Source organism: Actinokineospora lacus (genome assembly GCF_053813445.1).
The window spans coordinates 1-20,356 of record NZ_JBQERA010000018.1; the positions used below are offsets into that span (position 1 = coordinate 1).

Annotated in this window: 15 protein-coding genes; 7 read left to right on the forward strand and 8 right to left on the reverse strand. The window is 71.0% G+C overall.

Going from position 1 to position 20,356, the window contains the following annotated elements; all coding sequences use genetic code 11:
- Positions 1-353: IclR family transcriptional regulator domain-containing protein (locus tag ACTG9Q_RS31080; protein ID WP_455576519.1), on the forward strand; the 353-nt coding region annotated here is incomplete at its 5' end.
- Here the strand turns inward: ACTG9Q_RS31080 and ACTG9Q_RS31085 are convergent.
- Positions 307-702, reverse strand: a complete 396-nt coding sequence (locus ACTG9Q_RS31085) for a helicase-related protein (RefSeq protein ID WP_455576520.1) — start codon at positions 700-702, stop codon at positions 307-309. The two genes, ACTG9Q_RS31080 and ACTG9Q_RS31085, sit on opposite strands and share 47 nt — an antisense overlap.
- Before the next feature lie 218 nt (positions 703-920).
- On the opposite strand from ACTG9Q_RS31085, the gene ACTG9Q_RS31090 reads away from it, so the two are divergent.
- The 3 genes from ACTG9Q_RS31090 (at position 921) to ACTG9Q_RS31100 (ending at position 2,723) form a co-directional block, all read left to right on the forward strand.
- Complete coding sequence (locus tag ACTG9Q_RS31090) at positions 921-1,091, forward strand: protein kinase domain-containing protein (protein WP_455576563.1); 171 nt, start codon at positions 921-923, stop codon at positions 1,089-1,091.
- A gap of 300 nt (positions 1,092-1,391) precedes the next feature.
- Positions 1,392-1,982: a M23 family metallopeptidase gene (locus tag ACTG9Q_RS31095; protein ID WP_455576521.1), complete on the forward strand. Its 591-nt coding sequence runs from the start codon at positions 1,392-1,394 to the stop codon at positions 1,980-1,982.
- A 471-nt stretch (positions 1,983-2,453) separates the two neighbouring features.
- A complete protein-coding gene (locus ACTG9Q_RS31100) occupies positions 2,454-2,723 on the forward strand; it encodes an RICIN domain-containing protein (RefSeq protein WP_455576522.1) in 270 nt (89 codons plus the stop codon).
- A 159-nt stretch (positions 2,724-2,882) separates the two neighbouring features.
- On the opposite strand, the gene ACTG9Q_RS31105 is transcribed toward ACTG9Q_RS31100, so the two are convergent.
- The 4 genes from ACTG9Q_RS31105 to ACTG9Q_RS31120 form a co-directional block, all read right to left on the reverse strand.
- On the reverse strand, positions 2,883-5,801 hold the full coding sequence (locus ACTG9Q_RS31105; RefSeq protein ID WP_455576523.1) for an nSTAND1 domain-containing NTPase: 2,919 nt from the start codon (positions 5,799-5,801) through the stop codon (positions 2,883-2,885).
- Positions 5,802-5,933: 132 nt separating this feature from the next.
- Positions 5,934-6,737, reverse strand: coding sequence for a hypothetical protein (locus ACTG9Q_RS31110; protein WP_455576524.1), 804 nt, complete (start codon positions 6,735-6,737; stop codon positions 5,934-5,936).
- Between the two features lie 4 nt (positions 6,738-6,741).
- Positions 6,742-7,188 carry a hypothetical protein gene (locus ACTG9Q_RS31115; RefSeq protein WP_455576525.1) on the reverse strand — a complete coding sequence of 149 codons (447 nt, stop codon included), beginning with the start codon at positions 7,186-7,188 and terminating at the stop codon, positions 6,742-6,744.
- 1,264 nt (positions 7,189-8,452) lie between these two features.
- The gene (locus ACTG9Q_RS31120; protein ID WP_455576526.1) at positions 8,453-8,623 is read right to left on the reverse strand and encodes a hypothetical protein; all 171 of its coding nucleotides are present in this window, start codon (positions 8,621-8,623) and stop codon (positions 8,453-8,455) included.
- A 458-nt stretch (positions 8,624-9,081) separates the two neighbouring features.
- Here ACTG9Q_RS31120 and ACTG9Q_RS31125 point away from each other — a divergent pair, with 458 nt between their 5' ends.
- Genes ACTG9Q_RS31125 through ACTG9Q_RS31135 form a run of 3 tightly spaced genes read left to right on the forward strand, consistent with a single transcriptional unit; the run spans position 9,082 to position 15,962 of the window.
- Positions 9,082-10,179 (forward strand): multicopper oxidase domain-containing protein, encoded by a 1,098-nt coding sequence (locus tag ACTG9Q_RS31125; protein ID WP_455576527.1) that lies wholly within the window; start codon positions 9,082-9,084, stop codon positions 10,177-10,179.
- 13 nt (positions 10,180-10,192) lie between these two features.
- Entirely contained in the window at positions 10,193-14,113 is a 3,921-nt protein-coding gene (locus tag ACTG9Q_RS31130) for a ThuA domain-containing protein (RefSeq protein WP_455576528.1), read from the forward strand.
- Between the two features lie 52 nt (positions 14,114-14,165).
- Positions 14,166-15,962 carry a cupredoxin domain-containing protein gene (locus ACTG9Q_RS31135; RefSeq protein WP_455576529.1) on the forward strand — a complete coding sequence of 599 codons (1,797 nt, stop codon included), beginning with the start codon at positions 14,166-14,168 and terminating at the stop codon, positions 15,960-15,962.
- Between the two features lie 407 nt (positions 15,963-16,369).
- Here the strand turns inward: ACTG9Q_RS31135 and ACTG9Q_RS31140 are convergent, their stop codons facing one another.
- From ACTG9Q_RS31140 to ACTG9Q_RS31150, 3 genes are all read right to left on the reverse strand, one after another.
- On the reverse strand, positions 16,370-17,770 hold the full coding sequence (locus ACTG9Q_RS31140; protein ID WP_455576530.1) for a leucyl aminopeptidase family protein: 1,401 nt from the start codon (positions 17,768-17,770) through the stop codon (positions 16,370-16,372).
- 21 nt (positions 17,771-17,791) lie between these two features.
- On the reverse strand, positions 17,792-18,325 hold the full coding sequence (locus ACTG9Q_RS31145) for a DUF2087 domain-containing protein (protein WP_455576531.1): 534 nt from the start codon (positions 18,323-18,325) through the stop codon (positions 17,792-17,794).
- A gap of 86 nt (positions 18,326-18,411) precedes the next feature.
- Positions 18,412-20,355, reverse strand: a complete 1,944-nt coding sequence (locus tag ACTG9Q_RS31150; protein WP_455576532.1) for a RiPP maturation radical SAM C-methyltransferase — start codon at positions 20,353-20,355, stop codon at positions 18,412-18,414.
- Between the last annotated feature and the right edge of the window lies 1 nt (position 20,356).

Sequence of the window (20,356 nt, forward strand, 5' to 3'; positions counted from 1 at the left end):
ACGCCGCCTTCCTGACCACCGCCGTCGGCAGGCTCGTCCTCGCCGAACGACCCGACCTCGCCGCGCGCGTGAGATCGCGGCCGCTGACGGCGCTCACCCCATACACAATCACCTCGTGGCCGCAGCTCTCCGCCACCCTCGACGCCGTGCGGGATACCGGCATCGCCGTCGAGCACAACCAGATGACCCTCGGCTACAGCTGCATCGCGGTCGGCGTGCGGGGTGACGACGACACCTTGGTGGGCTTCCTCTGCGTGATCGGCCGCAACAGCTCCTTCGCCCCCCACCGCATCGCCCGCCCCCTGCTCAACGCAGCCTCCGACGTGAGCCGCCTCCTCGCCACCGACCGATGAGGCCCCACTCGTCGCGCCCGAGCCCGACCACGACTGGGCACCCACCCGCTGAACCTCTTTCCCGCCAAGCCGGCGAGCAATCGGCGATGACGATGGGCACGACGATGACCGCGGTGTCGGTGGTCTCCGGGGAGCGGCGCTCCGCGCGGCCGATGGCCTGCACGATGGCGGTGTCCTGGCTCTTGGGGTCGACGAACACCGCCCCGTCGACGGCGGGGATGTCGCCGCCTTCGACGAGGCAGCGCACGTTGGTCACCACCGTCCATCCGCCGGGGGGCGGGTGGCGCAGGTGGTCGAGGACGTCGGCGCGGACCGCGGCGTCCATCTCGCCGTGCACATGCCGAGCCACCAGCGGGGTGTCGGCGTGGGTGGCGCCCGCACCCCGCCGTCGAGTCGTCGGCCGGGTGCGGGCGAAGTCCGCGGCCGCGGTGACGCCGAGTGAAAGGTCAGCACCCGCCGCAGGCCGTAGAATTCCTACCCGCGCACGATCACGACCCTGGGCGGCTAGGGCGTGTCTGATGGATTTTGGTGGGCCGCTGGCGCCTGGCAGTTTCGGTATCTTCCGGTATGCCGAGGCGACCACCCTCTCCAGATACCCGCAAGTTCGCGCTTTCGCCCTTGTATGCCGCACCTGAACGATGGCGAGGCGAACGCGCCACAAGCGCGACCGACGTCTACTCCCTGGGCGTCATCGCCTATGAACTGATGTCCGGGGCACCCCCCGTTCACCGAGGCTGAGGTCGGGGGCCTACGTGAGGCACACCTGACCAAAGCGGTACCGCATCTGAGCGGCACGCCCGCTGTGTTGGGCGCCTTGCAGCGGCACGCCAGCCAAGTCCAGCACCCCACGACCTCGCCGAACAGGGTTAAGACTGAAGCTAGAGCGTCGAATGTCCGGCAAACGTTAAGGATTAACGAATCTCCGTAGTTACTTGTGTGTTCATGTCGTCACGGGGAAAGATTGCAGCTCGACACCTGCAACCCCGCCGACGGCGGGAGAGAAGAGCGCACGTGAGGTCACCAACCGCTTCAACAGCGTTGACCCGCAGGCGTGGCGCGGTCGCGACGGTCGTCGGCGCACTGGCCACCCTCGGCCTGACGGGCGTCGCCCCGGCGCAGGCCGACGAGGTCTACGGCCAGGACGTCGTCATCATGGCGACGCACAGCAGTCCGTTCGACTGTGGGAAGACCTTCTACGCCAACAACTGGTATCCCGGGCACGACCCCTCGGGTTCCATCGACTGGCAGAGCTACGGCGGCGACGCCATCGGCGACGAACCGGTCCGGGCGACCGCCGGTGGCACGGCCCGGTTCTACTCGACCCTCTCGGCCGCGGACGGCGACATCGGCGTCATGGCCTACGGCAGGTACGTGGTCATCACCCACGGGGACGGCACCAAGACCCGCTACGCCCATCTCGCCACGATGGCGCGCGGCCCCGGCGAGTCGATGGCAGTGTCGCGGGGGACCAGGATCGGCACGGTCGGCGGCAGCGGCGGCAACTACGCGCCACACCTGCACTACGAGCAGATCACCGCGGGCGGATCGATCGACACCAACCCTACCGTCGAGGGAGTCACTGTCTCACTTGGACAGAAGAAGGCGATCAGGAGCACCAACAACTGCTGAGTGAGTCCACGGACCGCGGGTCGACTCCTCGCCGACCCGCGGTCCGGCGCCTCACGCGTGTCGCGCTCGCCAGCCGAGGTCGGCTTTCGCCCGCCCGGACGAGGTCGCTGCTCGCGGGGTTTCGGCACCCAGCCCGTCGCCTACCTCGGGATGCAGGGCGTCTCGGGCAGCATGCCGAACGCGAGCCATGCGGGACCGGTTCGTCGCCAACAACGGCTGCACCGCAGAACCCACCCGAGCCCGCGCCAGGCACCCTGACCCACATCACCACCGCCTACTCCGGCTGCCGAGCAGGCTCCCCGGTCGTCTGGGCCGCGTTCAACGGCGGACACCAGCAGGGCCCGGTGGACGGCTGCGCGGGGTGCGAGAACGGGGCGCGGATCTGGGTCAAACCGGAGATCTGGCGGTTCTTCAGCCAGTTCACGAGCAATCCGCCCGTCACGGCTCCCCGAGCCGGGCGTCGCGTACCGCTTGGTGGCCGCGCACAGCGGCAAAGCCGCCGACGTCAGCGGCGCGTCCACTTCCTCGAGGGCGCGGCTGATCCAGTGGTCGGTGCACGGCGGGCTGAACGAGCAGTTCGACTTCATCACCTCCGGCGACGGGTACTACCGAATCCGGGCGCGGCACAGCGGTCTCGTCCTCCAGGTCGAGGGCACCGCAGGCGGCACGGACATCACCCAACGCCCGGGCGCAGGCACCGCTGCCCAGCAATGGCAGGTGATCACCCATGCGAGCCGGTGAGGTGAGCCTGGTCAACCGGCACAGCGGCTTGGCGATGGACGTGTCGACCGCCGACGGCACCCGCGTCTCCCAGTGGCAGGCCACCGGTGCCCCAACGAGCGCTTCAGACTCCAGCGCGCCTGACGACCCCGGTGTTTGGGTGCCTCCGCATCGGGTTTGCTATTCGCATCCTGATCGGTACGGCAGGTCGCCGAAGTAGCGTTCCCATTGCAGGTCCGTCATCTGTTCCGTCTCGTCGCACACCGACGTGGCTGCGGATTCGGCGTCCAATCGCCAGGAGACCAGGCTGCTTGCGGTGGGTTGGCCGGTGGCGTCGTCGGCGTACTTCAGGAGCACCGCGTGGAGCGTGCCGCCGTCCCGGCTGAACGCCAGGCTTGCGATCATCGTTTCTGAGGGCCTGCGGAGTTCGGCGGCGAGGGTGTGGCTGGTGGGACTGGCCACGTCCCAGACCATCGGGCCTGTGTCCACGCCTGCGGTGCCGATCTTCTGCTTGCCCGGGCTCAAGGCGATCTGCCCGACGTTCTGCGTGTAGCTGTCGAGGTCAGCGATCGGGCGTGCGGTGATCGGCTCACTCAGGTCCCAAATCCAGAGGTCGCCTCGGGTGTTGAGGACGACCAGCCGGTAGCTGTCGAGGAACGCCGCGTCGATGGCCTCGTGGTGACCGATGGTGTCCAGGCGGCCTGCAAGGCGAGGAGCTTCCCGCGGGTGGAAGGTCCACACGGTGATCTTCCCTGCGCCCGTTCCGTCCGGGAGGTCCACGGCGACCACCGCCCGCCCGTCGGGGCTGAATTTGATCACCTCGGCACTCGAGTCGGGGAGGGTTGCCAGGTGCCGGGGTTGCCGCGGGTCGCTGATGTCCCACAGATGGCTGTCAGGGGCGTTCTTCCACCTCGTCGGGGGGCCGTCCGGGTCGCGCGGTGCCTGCGCCACCTCGGTGGCCACCAGGACGTCTCCGTGGTTGCCGAACTGGACGTCCTGTGCCTTCATTGGAAGTGTGCTCATGAGGTAGGGCGGCCGGGGTTCGGCGATGTCGAACAGTCGAACCGTGGCGTTCTTGTCGACGGTCGCCATCATGTCGCCGTTGTGGCTGTAGACCGCGGATCGGTCTCCGCCGATCAACCGCGCCACCTCGGTGATGCCGGTGGCGGTGGTGGCCGAGAGGACGGTGGTGTCCGTCGCGCGGTCGCCGAAAGCCAAGAAGCGGCCTAGGGGATCGATCGTGGAGTGGAACGAGAGCGTGTTCAGTGGGACGGCGGTCGCCGCGGCTGAGGTGGAGATCAGGGCTTCTCGGGTCACTTGCGTGGGGTGAAGGCGGTAGGCCACCAGGCTCATCCGGGCCGCGAGTCGCGGGTCGGAGTCGAGGAGGTCGTCGGCCAAGCGGACGACGTGGAGGGCCACTGCCATGTCGCGTTGCCGGTTGGCGCGGATCGCCGTGGTCGTGACGGTGACGACGAGGACGACCAGCAGGACCACACAGGCGCGCAGAATGAAGGCGCGGCGGCGCACCCCGCGTCGTTCGCGGTGCTCGGCGGCGACACTGGTGTCGAGGAATTCGCGCTCGGTCCGGTTCAGCCGGGTCCGGTCGCGAGCCCATTCCGCAATGATCGACAAGCGCGCTCCCCGCAGGAGGGCGCCGTGGTCGCGGTGGTGCTGGACCCAGGTGGCGGCGGCCTCGGTGAGCTGGCGGTGCAGGCGCTGCCCGTCGCGGTCCGCCGCGAGCCAGGCGCGCAGCCGCGGCCACCCGCCGAGCAGGGCTTCGTGGGCGCTCTCGACTTCGTGGCTGGTCAGCACCAGCAGTCGGGCGTCCGCGAACCGCGTGATGATCGCGTCGACCTCCGGGTCGAATTCGGTCCGTGCGACCCGGCGTTTGGTGTCCTGGGTGCCCTCGCCCAGTTCCACGAGCCGCAGGAACAGGTTCCGCGTCGCGATCTGCTGCATCGGGTCGAGTGCGGCGAACACGTCCTCGGCCGTTCGCGCGAGCGCGCCGTCGATGGCCCCGGTGCGCTCGTAACCAGCGAGCGTGAGGGTATTGCCCTTGCGGTATCGCCAGGTCTCCAACAGCGCGTGGGACAGCAGGGGCAACGCGCCCGCGTGGCCGGTCGCCTGGGCGACCAGCGTCGTCAGCAGCGCGCTCTCGACGACGCAGTCCGACCGCTGCGCAGGACCGACGATGGCCCTTCGGAGCTCGTCCACCGTCATGGGGCCGACGGCGAGGTGTGCTTCCCGCACCGCGCGGGTGAGTTCGGCGTCGAGGAGGCAATGGCCGTAGAAGTCGGCCCGGATGCCGATCACCACTCGGCACCGGCTGCTGTCCGCCCTCCATGCTCGGGCCAGCAGATCGATGAACGTCGATCGCTCCTCGGAATCCCGGCACAGGGTGAACAGCTCCTCGAACTGGTCGATGACGAGCACTAGGTCGGTGTCCTGCTCGAGCGCTCGGGCTTGGCGGACGAGCCGGTGCAGGCCGCGGGGGTCGCTGACGAGCTCGGCCTGCGTCACGGCCGGGGTGCCGCCGAGCAGCCGGGCGAGGCCGACAGCGCATTCCTCGACCGGGTGGGAGCCCGGGGTGAACAGCACGACCGGCACGCCCCGCGACCTCAGCCGCGAGACCAGACCCGCCCGCAGGAGGGAGGACTTGCCGACTCCGGACGGGCCGACCACGGTGACGAAGCGCCGGTCGGCGACGAGGGCCGACAGGTCGTCGACCAGCGCCTCCCGCCCGTGGAACCAGTCCGCGTCCTCGACGCGGTAGGCGGCCAGCCCGACGTAAGGCGCCCGTTCAGCGGCCTCGTGGCGTGGGCCGCTGAACGGCGCCGTCGTGCGGACGAGGTCGCGCCACCGCTGCTCCCAAGCGCCGACATCGCCGCCGCAGGCTTGGACGTAGGCCACCGTGGCGGCCAGGCTGGGCATCCGCTTGCCGCCCGCGGCATCGGACAACGTGGTCGAAGAGAAGTGGGCACGGCGGGCCAACTCCCGGTACGACGGTGTGCCCGCCTCCTGCCGCAACTTCCGCAGCTCGGCGGCGAACTCCACCAACGCGGACCCGTCGGGCACCAGCGGACGTTCAGCTCGCGGCATCGAGACCCCCTAGTCAGTCGCAACCCCCGATCCATCGTGCGGCGATCGTCGGGCGATGTCCGCCGATCGCTGTCGAACTACCCGATCGGCTCACCCGCTCAAGACTCGTCCACCGCGGTGAGGCGCCGAAATTCAGGCGTGGAACGAAATGATCTCGGCCGCCCGCGACATGACCTCGTCGCGGCTGGTGACCGCCTCGTCCAAGTCGTCCTCGTGCTCGTTGATCGCGGCCGTCTGAGTGGCCGACTCGATTTCCTGCCACTTGGACACCAGCCCCGTGCGCTCCTTGCAGCGAACATCAGCGGTGGCGGTGGAGATCTCCTCCTTGCTCACCGACCGACTGGTCAGGTCGAACGCGACCATCGCTGCCTCCGGAGATGGATGGTCGAATCCGAGGTCTTCCATGCACACGGCCCACTCCGCGACCACGCGCACCAGGCCGGGTTCACCGAGGGAGCGGCTGTAGGACGCCGTGTCGAGTTCGCTTACCAGCTCAGTTTTGATACTGCCCAGTTCGGCGTCGGCGGCGCGGACGCATTCTGGTCGCGGTGCGTCGTGCCGGACCTGCGGAGGGCGCCGCGGGCTCAGGGTCGACGGGAGGTGGTAGCCGTACATGGCCGCATCCGCGGCCGAGGTGACCCCGTAGCGCCGCTTGTTGCCTGCTGGGCCGAAGTCCCGGATGCGGTCGACGGTGTCCTGCTCGATGGCGGTCCGGTCGGGTGCTGGCGTGCCCTCGCACTTGGCGATGAGGAGCGCGCGGGCGAGAACCACCTGACCGGATTGCCACGTCGTGGTGCGGTAGGCGTCGAGGGGGAGCCGGACGGCGTCCGGTGCGGTGGCGACCGGCGGGGCGGAGCCGACCTGGTCGGCTCCGCCCGTCGAGCACGCCGTCACCAGGGCGACCGCCATGACGGCCGCGATGCGGGACGTGCCCATGCGGTCACGCCCCCCAGCTGATCCTGACGGAGGCGTTCTCGCTGTAGGTGTCGGCGAGGCGCCCGCTGCTCTTGCCGTAGAGGTGGTCCGACGGGCCGGTGAAGCGCGAGGAGTAGAACACGTAGCAGATGGTGGTCGTCGATGCGTCGCAGGCGATGTGCGTGGCGTTGTTCTTGACCTGCTGTCCCGCCCCCGTCCCGGTGCCCGCGAAGAACCTGTGCACGGTCGGGTCGGCGAGGTTGGACACGGCCACGTTCGTTCCCCACCACGCCGTGGCGAATCCGCTGTGGTAAAGGCACAGCGCGTAGGGCGAGGCGGCACACCGCGCCTCGACCAGGTTGACGTCGCCGACGTGGTCGGCCGAGGCGGGCGCGGCGAGCACGACCGCCGCGGCCAGTGCCGCGGGTACCGCCGTCAAGGCGGCGAGTTTCGAGGTGGATCGCATGGTCATGAACCTCTTTCTTGGACGTCGCCACGCCATCCCGGGCGTGGCTTGGAGGGACGTCGCCCGGGTCGGGCGACCGAGCGGGCATCACCTGCCGCGCTGCACCAAGGTGTAGTGCGGAACCCGTTGTCCGGTCTCGACGTGCGGACGCCGGACAACAAACCCCGGACAACCGACCCTGGCCGTCGTACTGCTCCGATCGGGTTGTTCGACCCGGTGCCCGCTACCGCGGATGGCGGTGGTCACCGAACAAGATGATCATTGTGGTCGCAGAACGCGGTGCGTTCTACGAGGGCGTCAGCCGAGTCTCGATCGACGACTGATCGCCTGCCGGGGGCTTGACTGCGAGCCGCCAACGCGTCGCTCGGGCCCGCGGTCATGCTCTCGACACCCGCCGGAGTGCGGATGTGGCAACTCTCTCCGCGGCGGGCGATAGTGGAGGCGCCGTGCGGTACGTCCGCAGCACCGGCATTCGTTCGGCGTCGGATGATCTGGGCACCACGGTCGGCAACGTGCGCTGGGCTACGCCCGGCTGATCACTTGCACACGGGCGGGCGGAGTCCGCGGTGGCCGCCTGCCAGGTCCGGGCGAGCAGAACGCAGCGCCCTTACTCGGAATCGGAGATCGTGCCCGGCCCCGTCCTGCGTGAGGCCCTGGCAGAGCTGAACACCGGGTCGCAAGCGCCGCCGGGCCTGCGAATCGCAGATCGGTCCACCGCGACAGGCAGTCCCGCCGGGCTCCCAGTGTTGAGCGCCGGTTCCGACTGAACTTGGCGGGGTGGTCACGGGCGGGGGGCGATCTGGATGGGACCCGCGGTCCCGGTGGCGTCGAGCAGTCACAGAACGTCTGGTCAGCGATGGTCCCAGCCGCGCCTGGCAGCGTGGCCGGGACCAACATCATGGGTTCGCTCGCCGCCTGTCCCCGCCAACCAGGACGACCACGGCGGCCAGGAAAAGCCTTGACCACCCGCTGGCTTGAACCCACGAGTTCGGGAACGAATCGCCGCCCCCTGATCGGTCGACGCACTAGCTCGCATGCTCGGCGCGGGCCCGCTGGCCTGGGTGGTCGGCTCCCCAGCGCAGCGCCTCCGGCACGACCAGGATACCGACCTGTTGTCCGTGAACTGTTTCTAGGACAGGAGGTGGCTGTCGAAGTGGGTGGAGGTTGAGTACAGCAGGTGGTAGCAGGTGCTGAACGCGTCTTGGGCCGCGGAGCTGCTGTGGGCGCAACGGCCCCGCCGAGTTGACCACTTCATGACCCGGCTGCGGCGTCAGCTGTTGCTGTACGACTCGGCGGTGACCAGTGAGCCCCAACCCTCGGGCACCGCCCTGCGCAACACCGACTGCGGAATCCTCCGATACCGCAAACGGGCCGCCCGCGCGGGCGTCGTGCTGACGTTCTCCTCACCGTGCCCGTACTGCCAGGAACTCAACACCGCCATCGCCGCCCGCTACGTGGAACCGGAGGTCACGGTGTCGTGCGAACAGACCGGCGACGGGTGCACCTGGCGCGCCGAATCCCCTCACGCCCCAGAAGAGGTCGCGGCCGGGTCACCGCACCGCGGGCGAGTCGGTGCGCGCCGCGGCAGCCTCAACCTACCCACAATCGAGCACCACCGGGGTCGTGTCCGCGTTACTCCATTTGGACCTTCACTTTTGTTGGAACCAAGCATAAGTTCAGTGAGTGATTTGCCAAACTTGATCTCGCCCTAGCGAAAGTTGGCTCAACCGGCGACCGAAGCCGGTGCACAAGTGGATACCGCGGACAAGGCGCCAGGGCGGCTGGCGCCGCTGTCGCGTGCCCCTCCATCCGCTTCCCGGGCTCGCCTGCGCGGACGCCCGGGGTGCGCCTCTCCCCTGCCCCCGCCCCGGACCGGGGCGGCGAATGGAGCGCTCCACAATGGACGACAAACAGCCAGTCCGGGCCGTGTCCCGGCGGTCCCTGCTCGCGGGTGCGGCGGCGGTCGGGGTGGTGGCGCCCGCGGTGGCCGCCGCGGCCCCCGCCGGCGCGGCCGAGACCCGCAGGATCACCGTCTACGCCGAGGCGCTGCCCGGCGGCCTCTACGGCTATGGCCTCGCCCCCGGCCAGGCCACCGTGCCCGGGCCCACCCTGGAGATGTGGGAGGGCGACACCCTGGAGATCGAGCTGGTCAACACCACCGACCAGCGCCTGTCCATCCACCCGCACGGCGTCGACTACAGCACCGACTCCGACGGCAGCCCGCTCAACGACTCCGCGTGCGCGCCCGGGGCGACCCGGACCTACTTCTGGCGCTCCCGCGTGGCCACGAAGCTCACCACCACCAGCTGGCTGCCGGGCAGCGCGGGCTACTGGCACTACCACGACCACGCCCTGGGCACCGACCACGGCACCACCGGCGTGGCCAAGGGGCTCTACGGCGCGCTGGTCGTCCGCAAGCGCGGGGACCTGCTGCCCGACCGCCAGTTCGTCTGCGTGTTCAACGAGATGACGATCAACAACAAGATGGCCCCGCACACCCCGCTCTACGAAGCGCGCCTCGGCGAGCGGGTCGAGTGGATCGCCATCGGGCACGGCAACCAGCCGCACACCTTCCACCTGCACGCCCACCGCTGGGCCGACACCCGCACGGGGATGCTCACCGGCCCCGACGACCGGGCGCAAGTGGTGGACAACAAGGACCTCAACCCGGGCTGCTCCTTCGGCTTCCAGGTCATCGCCGGGCAGGGCGTCGGCCCGGGCGCGTGGATGTACCACTGCCACGTCCAGTTCCACTCCGACGGCGGCATGGTCGGCGTCTTCCTCGTCCGCAACGCCGACGGCACCCTGCCACCCGGCGCGCAGGAGGCGCTGGACCGCTTCCACGGCCACGCGCCGCACGAGCACACCACCCAACACGTGCCCGGTCAGCCGGAAGTGCCCCTGCAGCCCGGCGGCGCGGCGAAGCTCGCCCCCGTGCTGCCGCCCGCAACGGAACACCCGGCAGCCGCGCCGCCCGCCCACCACGGCCACCACTGAGAGGGGCAGCACCGTGAAACGACGCGCACCAGCGCTGACCGCGGGCATCGTGCTCGCCGCGTCCCTGGTCACCGCCCCGCAGGCGGTGGCCGACCCGCCGCGGGTCGCCGCCGACGACCGGCCGCGCATCCTGGTCTTCCACGGGCCCGCGGCCGAACAGGAGGACCCCGTCCTGCGCGCCACCGACGCGCTCGTGCGGATCGGCGGGGACAGCGGTCTCGCCGTGGACTCCGCCGCCGATCCGGCGGTGTTCACCGCCGACAACCTCGCGCGCTTCCGCAGCGTGGTGTTCCTGTCCGCCGAGGGCGTGGTCCTCAACCGCGACCAGGAAGCCGCGCTGGAGGGCTACATGAAGGCGGGCGGCGGCTTCCTCGGCATCTCCGACGCCGCCAAGGCCCAGGACGACTCCGCCTGGTTCACCGGCCTCATCGGCGCCCGCCCGCTCGGCGCGCGCCCGACGCCCGAGCCCGTCGCCGCGGTGACGGCCAGCGCGGAGAACCCGCCGCGGGAGACCAAGGACAAGCTGGTCGACGGCGACTCCAACACCAAGTGGCTCGCCTTCGGCGCCACCGCCTGGGTCTCCCTGGAGCTGGCCCAGCCGCTCGCGCTCACCCGCTACTCGCTGACCTCGGCCAACGACGCCTCGACCCGCGACCCGGTCGACTGGACGCTCAAGGGCTCCACCGACGGCACGACCTGGGTGGAGCTGGACAAGAAGACCGGGCAGTCGTTCCCCGACCGCTTCCAGCGCCGCGACTTCGACTTCGCCAACACCACCGCCTACAAGCACTACCGGCTGGACATCACCAAGAACGGCGGCGCGACCAGCATCCAGCTGGCCGACTTCCTGCTCTACCGCGGCGACGCGCAGCCGGTGCCCGAGCCCGGCGTCCAGGAGTCGGTGGTCAGCGTGCTCGACAGCGGGCACCCGGCCACCGAGGGCCTTCCGGCCCAGTGGACCCGCTCGGACCGGTGGCTGAACTGGTCGCCCAACCCGGTCGGCACGGTGCACACCGTCGCCCAGGTCGAGGAACGCCACTACAACCCGGGCGGCGGCGCCAACGGCGCGTTCCACCCGATCTCCTGGTGCCGCGACTACGACGGCGGGCGCTCCTTCTACACCGGCATGGGCCGCGCCGAGGCCGGCTACGGCGAGGAGAACTTCCGCAAGCACCTCACCGGCGCCCTCAAGTGGACGACCGGCAGGCAGCGCGCCGACTGCCAGGCGACCATCGCCGCCAACTACCAGGTCGAACGCCTGACCACACCCAACAAGGCGGGCCAGCTCGACCAGATCGGCGAGCCGCACGGCCTGGAGGTCGCCCCCGACGGCACCGTGTTCTACGTCGGCAAGGCGGCCTGCCCCAGCGGACCGGTCGTCGAGTGGGAGAACCCGAACGTCGGCCTGGGCTGCGGCACGATCCACCAGTGGAAGCCCGGCACCAAGCAGGTCAAGCTGCTGACGACGCTGCCGGTCATGGGCAACCGGGGCAGCGGCACCGAGCTGGTCAAGAACGAGGAGGGCCTGCTCGGCCTGGTCGCGGACCCCGGCTTCGCCGAGAACGGCTGGCTCTACGCCTACTGGATGCCGCACGCCTCCATCGACCGCACCGACCGCGTCGGCGAGCGGACCGTCTCCCGGTTCACCTACGACCACCAGACCCAGACCATCGACCAGGCCACCAGGGTCGACATCCTCAAGTGGCGCGTGCAGATCCACAGCTGCTGCCACGCGGGCGGCGGCATGGCCTTCGACGAGGACGGCAACCTCTACATCGGCTCCGGGGACAGCAACTCCTCCCAGGGCTCCAACGGCTACTCCGGCAACAACTGGACCCAGCACTTCAACGGACTGTCCTTCCAGGACGCCCGGCGCACCGCGGGCAACACCAACGACCTCAACGGCAAGATCCTGCGCGTCCACCCCGAGCCCGACGGCCGCTACACCATCCCCGAGGGCAACCTGTTCGACGAGGCGGCCGACACCGGGGGCAAGACCCGCCCGGAGATCTACGTGATGGGCGTGCGCAACATCTCGCGACTGGCCGTCGACCCCGTGCACGACTGGGTCACCGCGGGCTGGGTCGGCCCGGACGCGACCTCGCCCAGCCCGGAGCTGGGCCCGGCCAAGTACGAGACGGCGACCATCATCACCGAGGCGGGCAACCACGGCTGGCCCTACTGCATGGGCAACCGCCAGCCCTACCGCGACCGCAGCAACACCGACGCGACCGTGCTGACCGGGTGGTACGACTGCGACAACCCGAAGAACGAGAGCCCGCGCAACACCGGCCTGGTCGACCTGCCGCCGGTCAAGGACAACATGATCTGGTACTCGCCCGACGGCGGCGGGCCGGTCTTCCCGGACCGGGGCGACGGCATCCCCAGCTACAAGGCGGCCGAGGCCGTCTACACGCAGCCGTACCTGCGCGGCGGCGGGCAGGCGATCATGTCCGGGCCGACCTACCACCGCTCGCTCGTCAACACCGGCAGCGGTGTCGCGTGGCCGGAGTACTGGGACGGCAAGTGGTTCATCGGCGACCAGTCCAACTCGGCGAACCGGGTCGCGGTGACCGTCGACCCGGCGGGCGTGCCCGAGCAGAAGCCGCCGCTGTTCGCCGAGACGCTGCGCCACATCGTGCCCCCCGGCAACGGCCCGCAACAGTTGCAGAGCTGGATGGACGCCAAGTTCGGCAAGGACGGCGCGCTCTACCTGCTCGACTACGCGGGCGGCTTCTTCAGCCTGCACGCCAACCAGAAGCTGGTCCGGGTCACTTACAAGGGCGGCCCGCCGACCCCGGCGGTCACCGCGTCGTCGGTGGCCGTGCAGAACAAGCCGCTGACGGTCGCCTTCACCGGCGACAGGTCCGGCGGCGTCTCCTACCGGTGGGACTTCGGCGACGGGACCACCTCGACCGAGGCCAACCCGCGGCACACCTACCCGTGGGTGGGCCCGTACTCGGCGCGGCTGACGGTCACCTACGCCGACGGCGAGGAGGTGACCACGCGGACCTCGGTGACGCTCGGCTGCCCGACCCCCGACACCGGGGCCACGGTGCGCTTCGACGACCGCGACACCAAGGTGCCCAACAAGGCCGTCGGCGGCGGGTGCCGCGTCGACGACCTGATCGACGACGAGAGCACCTGGCCGACCAACGCCGCGTTCGTCGACCACGTCAAGGCCGCCGTCGCACCGCTGCGCGAGCGCGGGATCATCACCAAGCGGGAGCGCGACGACCTGGTCCGCATCGCGGGCAACACCGCGATCGGCAGGCCCGGCCACACCGGGTACGAGGCGATCTTCGACGGGACGTCGACGCGGGGCTGGCTCCAAGCGCCGGGCGGGTCCTTCGCCATCCAGCCGGACGGGTCGCTGCGGTCCTCCGGCGGGCTGGGCATGCTCTGGTACGCGCGCCATGCGTACGGCGACTTCTCGGTCAAGCTGCGCTTCAAGGACATCTCACCGGGGCAGACCCGGGCCAACAGCGGGGTGTTCGTGCGCTTCCCCGACCCGAGGACACCGCTGGCGGAGCGCCCGCCGGGCAGCTGCGGCACGGCCGGCTCGGCCAGGACGTCGCAGGCGTGGGTGGCGATCTTCTGCGGCCACGAGGTGCAGATCTACGACGGCGCGACGGGCGAGCCGCAGAAGACCGGCTCGATCTACAACTTCGACCCCGTCCCCGCCGAGCAGGCCGGGGGCACGCCGAAGAACGAGTGGAACGAGTACGAGGTCAGGGTCGTCGGGCAGCACTACACGGTCATCCGCAACGGAGTGGTGATCAACGAGTTCGACAACACCCCGGGCAAGCAGTCCTCGCGGCCCGGTGACCCGGCGACCGACCTGCGCCAGTTCACCGACGGCTTCGTCGGCCTGCAGAACCACGGCGACGCCGACGTCATCGAGTTCCGCGACATCCGCGTGCGGCAGCTCTAGCGAACGGGCGGGCGCCCACCCGGGCGCCCGCCCCGTCCCGAAAGGCGCACCCATGATCCGATCCGTGCTCGCCGCGCTCGGCGCCGCGGCCCTGGTGCTCGGGCCGGTGGCGGTCCCCGCCGCGGCCGAGGACCCGGTCGCCCTCCAGGCGCTCACCTGGACGGCCGACAACGACGTCACCAAGTACCGCACCGCCCCGGCCACCGCCGTCGCGGGCGTGACCACCATCGTCTTCGAGAACAGCGAGGCCACCGGCAACACCAGCGGCATGACCCACACCCTGACCTTCGACACCTCCGCCCCGGGCTACAACCACGACGTCAACCTCAACATCGTGGCCGGCCCGCTCGACGCGAACGGGGGCAGGCACGAGGCCCAGGTGACCCTCACCCCGGGCAAGTACCGCTACTTCTGCGCCATCCCCGGCCACGGCCAGATGTCCGGCGAGTTCACCGTCACCGACGGCGGCGGCGACGACACCACCCCGCCCACGGTCACCGCGGAGATCACCGGCAACCAGAACGCCGACGGGGACTACGTCGGCAGCGCCACGGTGACCGTCGCCGCCGAGGACGCGCAGTCCGGCGTCGCGTCGGTGGAGTACGAGCTGGACGACACCGGCTTCCGGCCCTACACCGAGCCGGTCGAGGTGACCGCGGTCGGCGACCACACCGTGCAGTACCGGGCGACCGACGAGGCGGGCAACGTCTCCGAGACCGCGTCCGTGCCGTTCACCGTGGTGGAGCCCGGTTCCGACGACACCACCCCGCCGACGGTGACCGCGGTCGTCTCCGGCACGAGGGACGCCGATGGCGCCTACGTCGGCAGCGCGATGGTGACCCTGTCCGCCGAGGACGCCCAGTCCGGTGTGGACACCGTCGAGTACCAACTGCACGGCGGGGCCTGGACCGCCTACACCGAGCCGGTCGTGGTCACCGAGGTCGGCGCGCACATGGTGCACCACCGGGCCACCGACAACGCGGGCAACACCTCCGAGGTGGGGGTGGTCTCCTTCACCGTGGTCGAGGCCGCCGACGACACCACCCCGCCGACCGTCACCGCGACCGTCGAGGGGGAGCGTGACGGCGGCGGGGCCTACGTGGGCACCGCGACCGTGACGGTGGCCGCCGAGGACGCCGGGTCGGGCGTCGACCTGGTGGAGTACGCCCTCGACGGCGGCGCGTGGACCGCCTACACCGCGCCGGTCCCGGTCAGCGCGGTCGGCGAGCACGCCGTGCGGTACCGGGCGAGCGACCTCGCGGGCAACACCTCGGCGGAGGCGACCGTCTCGTTCACCGTGGTCGAACCGTCCAATGAGGACACGATGCCGCCCGAGGTGTCGGTCGCGGTGACCGGGAACCTGAACTCCAGCTGGCAGTTCGTGGACAGCGCGACCGTCACCATCACCGCGCGGGACGCGCATTCCGGCGTCGAGTCGGTGGAGTACGCCCTCGCGGGTGACTGGCTGCCCTACACCGGGCCGGTCGTCGTCGGCGCCGCGGGCCGCCACACCGTGCGCTACCGGGCGACCGACGCCGCGGGCAACACCTCACCGGAGGCCGCCGCGGCGTTCACCGTCGTCGAGCAGGTCGGCGACCGCTGCCCGGACTCCGACACCCGCGCGACGGTCGTCATCGGCCACATCGACACCGGCGTGGAGAACACCGACTCCGGCAACGGCTGCACCATCAACGACCTCATCGACGCCGACGGTGAGTTCGCCAGTCACAACGCCTTCGTCAACCACGTCAAACGGGTCACCCGCGGACTGGTCGCCGACAACGTCATCACCAGCACCGAGCGCGACGTCATCATCCGCGCCGCGGCCCGCTCCGAGGTGGGCGGCTGAGCCGCGTCGTCTGACACCGGGCCTGCCGAGCGTTCTCGGCGGGCCCGGTTCGGGTTGACCACGACGATCCGGCCCGCGAATCGCCAAGACCGTCCGCGCGCCCCGCTCGGTGCGCCGCACCATTGCCATCGGCGGGGTCTTGGCCCCCGAGGGCACCTTCCGCGCCGCCGACCTCCGCCACTCCCCCACCGACGACGAACACCCGGCCACCAAGACGACGAGCAGGAAGGGCCCCGGAGTGGCCGAGAACGACGAGGGCCAGGACCACAAAGCCCGGCCCGGCCTGGCCGGTCGACACGCGGCTCGTCGACGGGCTGGCCCGCGCGGCGCGGGCCGAGTACGTCCCAGCCGCCCGCGCCGAACTGCACGCACAGCACCGATTCTGGCCGTTGGCTCAGCTGACCCGCTCAGCGCGCGTCCTGGAGGTCCTGACCGCGGAGGTGTTCCAGAAGGGTCCGTACGGCGAAGCCGGTGGCGCCGTGGGGGGTTTCGTTGTAGGGCGGGTCTTCGTTGTAGGCGGCGGCGCCCAAGTCCAAGTGGGCCCAAGGGATGGTGTCGTCGGTGAATTCCTTGAGGTAGAGGGCGGCGTGGATGGCGTCACCGGGGCGGTGGGAGCTGTTGGTGCGGTCGGCGATCGTCGAGCGGAGGTGGTGGCGTTCCTGTTCAGTCAGGGGGAGGCGCCAGAGGGGCTCGCCCGCGTTCTGGGCGGCGGTGAGGAGTGCCCGTGCCAGGGCGTCGCTGGGGGAGAAGAGGGCGGCGGTGCGGGTTCCCAGGGCATGGGCGGCCGAGGCGGTGAGGGTGGCCACGTCGATGATGTGGTCGGGGGTGGGGCTCTGGGCCAGCAACAGCGTGTCGGCCAGGATGAGGCGACCCTCGTTGTCGGTGTTGAGGACTTCCGTCGTCGTGCTGTCGGCGTGGTGGAGGACGTCGCCGATGCGGATGGCGGCACCGCCGGGCATGTTCTCCGCCAAGGGGAGCAGGGCGCGCAGGCGGGTGGGGAGCCCCAGCGCCGCCGCGGCGGTCATGACGCCCGCCACGGCAGCGGCTCCGCCCATGTCGGCCTTCATGCGGCGCATGCCGTCGACGGGTTTGAGCGTGAGGCCGCCGGAGTCGAAGGTGACGCCCTTGCCGACCAGGGTCACAAGGCGCTCGGCTCCGGGTGGGGTGTAGTTCAACTCCACCAGGCAGGGGGGTTCCGCCGAGCCGCGGCCGACGGCCAGCAGCGCGGACGCGCCCAGGGCGGCCAGCGCGTCCGCCGGGTACACCGTGCACGTCACGTGGTCGCCGGGGAGCCCGGCCATGCGCTCGGCGAAGATGGTGGGGGTCAGGTGGCTCGGTGGCGCGTTGACCAGGTCGCGCGCCAGGCGGACGCCGTCGGTGATCGCGATCGCCTCGGCGACCGCCTCGCCGTGCTCGGTGCGGATGATGATCTCGGTCAGCGGGGAGCGGGGGCTGGACCGGTGTTCGTCGTAGCGGTAGGCCGCCAGCGCCGCCCCCTCGGCCACCGCGCGGGCGCGCTCCGCCGGTCCGCCCCAGGCCAGGTCCAGCCGCAGGGCCGGGACCGGGCCCGCTTGGCGCACCGCCGCCGCGGCGGCCCTGCGGAAGGCCGCCGAGTCCGCCGTCTCCGCACGCCCCAGGCCCACGGTGAGCCGCACCGACCGCCCGTCGTCCCCGGGCTCGGCCACCACCTGGCCCAGCCGCCCGGTAAAGCCCCGCCGCAGGGCGAAGTCGCCGGGACGGGGGCCGTGGAACCACGGGAGCGCCACCACGTCCGCCCGCGCGGGCTCGGGGGTGGCGGTGAGGGTCACGGCCTGGGGTGGGGACACGGGTCAGGCCCGCTGGTAGGCGTTTCCCGCCTGGTCGCGCCGGAGCAGGTCCTCGTCGACCAGGGCACGGCGCAGGGTCACCCAGTCGTCGAACCACTCGCCGCACAGGGCGTTGGCGCGGGCCTCGGAGTAGACCTCGCCGGGGGTGAAGGCGTCGGCGACGACGGCCAGCACCTTGGCGCGGACCTCCGCGTCGCCCGGGATGGCGGTGAGGCGGCCGCGGCGGAAGTACGCGCCCGCGCCACCGCTGCCACCGCCGCCGCCGGTGAGGCGTGCCTCGGTCTGGATCGCCTTGCGGAAGGTCTCCTCCAGCAGGGTGTACGTGCCGCCGTCCTCGGTGGCGAGCCTGCCGTCGACCAGCTTGCGCAGGGCCTGCACGGCCTCCTTGGGCTTGAGGCCCGTCCGCTCGGCGACCGCGGCGGCCGTGCCCGTTCCCAGCACGAGCGCGGCGAAGGCGGAGCGGCGCGCGGGTTCGGCCAGCAGGCCGACGAGGTCGCCGCAGGATGGCGGGTGCTCGCTGGGGTCGGTCGAAGACAAGGGTCACCTCATGTCGGGGCTGTACGTTGATCGACTTCCCAACCTAGCAGCAACGCTCGGTCGGGTGATGCCGTCGCCCGGCTGGGTCAGGTGCGCACGGTGGGTGGCGCCAGCTCGACGGGGACGGTGGGGCGGGCCCGGCGCGGGGTCCCGGACGTGGGCGGCCTGCGGTACGTCGAGGGCTGGTGCCGCACGGCGAGCGCGATCACCTTGGTGCCCTCGATCATCACCCAACGCCGCCGCTGCCAGGCGTGGAGCCGGTCCAGCGTCGGCTCCCAGCGGGTGCCGCCCCAATCCTGTGCCTGCAGGTCGCGGAAGCGGGTCCCGCCGATCAGCGCCCGGAACAGCGTCGCGTCGTCACCGGTGAGCACGGTGTCCTCCGCGGGCAGCCCGGGGCGGCGGTCGGACAGCTCCACCGACGAGAAGCCCAGGCGGTAGGTGAACGACACGTGCCGGTGGTGGGCCTTCCACACCCGGACCCGCGCCGCCAGCCGGGTCCGCAGCTCCACGTTGCGGGCGTCGTCGTCGAAGTCGCCCTCGAAGTGGTAGGCGATGTCCCACAGTTCCTGCTCGGAGAGCCCCGGGTAGGCGAAGCGGTAGCCCGGGAACGGGCGGGACAGCGTCAGCCCGAACGACCCCGGTTTCTCCACGTACGGGCTGAACCGGTCGAAGTGCACGGCCAGGATGTCCGCGTCCGGCGGCTCCAGGTGGGTCAGCGACGCCACGAGGTTCAGCTGGGTCAGCAACGAGGCCGGGGTCTCCCCGGGGTACCCGGTGAGGATGTTCCACACCGGCAGCACCCCGTACTCGGCGCACCCCAGCAGGAAGCGCACGTTCTGGAACGCCGTCGCGCCCTTCTTCAGCGCCCGCAGCCCTTCGGTGCTCAGGCTCTCGATGCCCGGCTGCACCGATCGCACGCCCGCCCGCCGCGCGGCGCGGATCTGCGCCCAGTCCATGTTCGCCTTGACCTCGAAGAACAGCGAGTGGTCGGTGCTCATCCGCTCCACCTCGGGCAGCGCGGTGTCGAGGTAGCCGAGGTCGAGGATGTTGTCCACGGCGAAGAAGTCGAGCACGCCGTAGCGGTCCATCATGTACTTGAGCTCGTCGGCGACGGCGTCCGGGTGCTTGGACCGGTAGACCATCGACGCGCCGTTGAGGCCGCAGAAGGTGCAGTGCGTCTTCGCGCCCCACCAGCAGCCGCGCGAGAACTCCACGGGCAGCGTGATGTCCGGCTCCAGCAGGTCCAGCCCGACGGCGTGCAGCTGCTCGAAGAACCCGTCGTAGTTCGGTCTGGGCACGCTGAGCCGCTCGCTGGGGTCGGTCAGGTTCGGCAGCGCGCGCTGGGTCTGCTCGCCGTCGCCGCGCACGACCAGCCTGCCGACCGGCGCCAGCGGCCCGCCTGCGGCGACCTGGTTGAGCAGGGCGACGAAGGCGTCCTCCCCCGGGCCGTCGACCACGGCGTCGATGGTGGGGAACTTCGCCAGCATCGTGCGGCCCATCGGGCCCTCGCAGTTGCTGCCGCCGAGCACGATGGTGCCGGTGTAGCCGGTGTCGCGCAGCTGCTGCGCCACCGCGAGGGTAGGGCCGTTCTGGCTGAACGTCGTGGTGAACCCGATGACGTCGGGCTCCTGCGCCAGCAGCCCCGTCGCGGTCTCCGCCACGTGCCGGTCGGCGATGGGGCGCAGCGCGGAGACCAGCGCCACCTCGTCGTCGGAGATGCCCTTGGCGCGCAGCATGGCGTAGTACTCGGCGCACTCGTCGGCGTCGGCGTCCCTGCGGGCGTAGATCCAGTCGCCCACCGACAGGTGGTACAGCCCTTCCGATACCCGCTCGTATGCAGCCGCCCACTGCGCGGGCGACATCCCGAGCATCTGCAGCCCCAGGGAGTAGAAGCTGAGGTAGGCGTAGTCGGAGGTCACCGCCCAGCCCTCGGCCTCGGCCACCGCGCGCAGGGTGCCGATCTGGATCGAGGGCCGGTACACGTTGTTCCACGGCATGGAGACGAGCGTGGCGCGGCTGCTGTCGGTCATG